Origin of the sequence: Frisingicoccus sp. (assembly GCA_016298055.1) — a bacterium.
Classification (GTDB): Bacteria; Bacillota; Clostridia; order Lachnospirales; family Lachnospiraceae; genus Frisingicoccus.
Map to the genome: position 1 here is coordinate 1 of JAEDDO010000281.1, position 2,017 is coordinate 2,017.

Here is a 2,017-nt window from a genome sequence, read left to right on the forward strand (position 1 = left end):
TCATCAGGAATATCTTCCCATTTTGTACCAGGTGCGATTCCGCCTTCTGGATATCCTTTTTCTTCATCATAAACCCATTCACATGCGTCACATACATACTTCATAACTAGTACCTCCTGTAATATGTTTTTATAAAAAATGTTAGAATAATTATAACATGTACATGTTATAAAAACAAGATTTACACTCGAATTTTTATACCCTTTGTATCCCGGTGTCCGAGCTTGAGCCGGTTCAGAGAAACAGGTTTTTCATTATAAATAATAGTGGTTTCGATGTCTTTGTTGAGCATATAGACTTCTTCGATGCGGTCATCTAAAGAGAGTTTTATGCCACGTACGCCGATGGCGGCTTTTTTCTTTTCAGGAATTTCTTCAAGGCCAAAACGAAGGAAAATTCCTTTTTTTGTTTTCAGTGCCACATGGGTGGTATCTTCTACAGGCATGACGGCGATGACAGTATCATCCTCGGACAGTTTGGTTGAAGCGATGGTTCGTTTGGCCACATTGAACTCAGATCCGTCTACCAGTTTCAACATGGATGTTTCTGTGGCAAAGAGAAGTTTATTACTTATAACACGGCTTAGGCATTCCACATAGACAAGGCTTTCTTCACTGCTTTTATAATTTCCGAAGTTGTCAATCGGGATAGACTTATCGCGGAACTTTCCAAATGGGAGATCCGAGATGCGAATAAGGTGCATGCGTCCGGATGTGGTAAAGAGGCAGAGCTTGTCTGTGTTCATACATGGAATGATGTATTTGTTCTCAGAGACGGCGGCATCCCGGTTACGCTCAAAAGTCGATGAATCGATGGTGCGGCAGTAGCCAAAACGATCCATCAGAAGAACAACTTCCATCTCTTCAAATTTTTTCTCCTCAAATACAGCCTCTTTGGCGTTGACAATCTGGGTTTTTCTCGGGTGACTGTAATTTTTTCTAAAATTCTGAAGCTCCTTCATGATCACTTTTGACATACTGGAGTGATTTTCAAGGATATCTTCATATTTCGATATGTTTTTTAATGTCTCTTCATGCTCTTTCTGCAATGCTTCGATTTCCAGTCCGATCAATTTATATAAACGCATTTCCAGAATAGCTGTGGCCTGATTTTCGGTGAAACGAAGTTTAGCCGCATTTCGTTCCGATGTTTTTGTTTTGAAGTGAATACCTTCGGTTACACCGTTTACGAGGCAGTTTTTAGCCTGTTTGATATTTTTTGAACCGCGAAGGATTTCGATAATAAGATCGATGACATCGCAGGCCTTGATAAGCCCTTCCTGAATTTCCTTTTTTTCTTTTTCTTTGACAAGAAGATGCTGATATTTTCGGGTATTAATATCATACTGAAAATCCAGAAAGTTATCGATGATCGCTTTCAGACCCAGGGTTTCCGGACGTCCTCCTGCAACAGCGAGCATATTGACACCGAAGGTATCTTCCAGGCGGGTTTTTTTATAAAGCATATTCTCGAGATTTTCCACATCCGCGTTGCGCTTCAGCTCAAGGACAATACGGATTCCTTCTTTGGACGACTGATTGGAAATGTCGACAATGTCTCCGGTCTTTTTACTTTCTACAAGTGTGTAGATATCATTTAAAAATTTTCCGATACCTGCGCCGATCATAGTATAGGGAATTTCTGTGATTACAAGCTGTTCCCGGCCGCCTTTGAGCTTTTCAATCTGAACTTTTCCGCGAAGTTTGATTTTTCCCTGACCGGTTTCATATATAGATAGTAATTCATCTTTGTTTATTACAATCCCTCCGGTTGGAAAGTCTGGTCCGGGCATGATCTGAAGAAGTTCTTCGGTTGTGATGTCTGGATTTTTCATATAGGCAAGGACAGCATCAATGACCTCACCTGTATTGTGGGGCGGGATACTTGTCGCCATACCAACGGCAATACCTTCAGCACCGTTAATGAGAAGGTTCGGAATACGGGCCGGAAGGACTTCCGGTTCTTTTTCTGTTTCATCAAAGTTTGGCTGAAAATCGACAACATTTTTATCCAGGTC

2 protein-coding genes are annotated in these 2,017 nt (G+C 41.1%); both read right to left on the reverse strand.

Translation table 11 applies throughout. The annotated features are described in order from the left end of the window. The coding region (locus QZZ35_RS11595; protein WP_291237546.1) for a rubredoxin at positions 1 to 104 on the reverse strand (104 nt) is incomplete at its 3' end. 77 nt (positions 105 to 181) lie between these two features. Next, on the reverse strand, positions 182 to 2,017 hold a 1,836-nt coding region (locus QZZ35_RS11600; protein ID WP_291237545.1), incomplete at its 5' end, for a DNA gyrase/topoisomerase IV subunit A.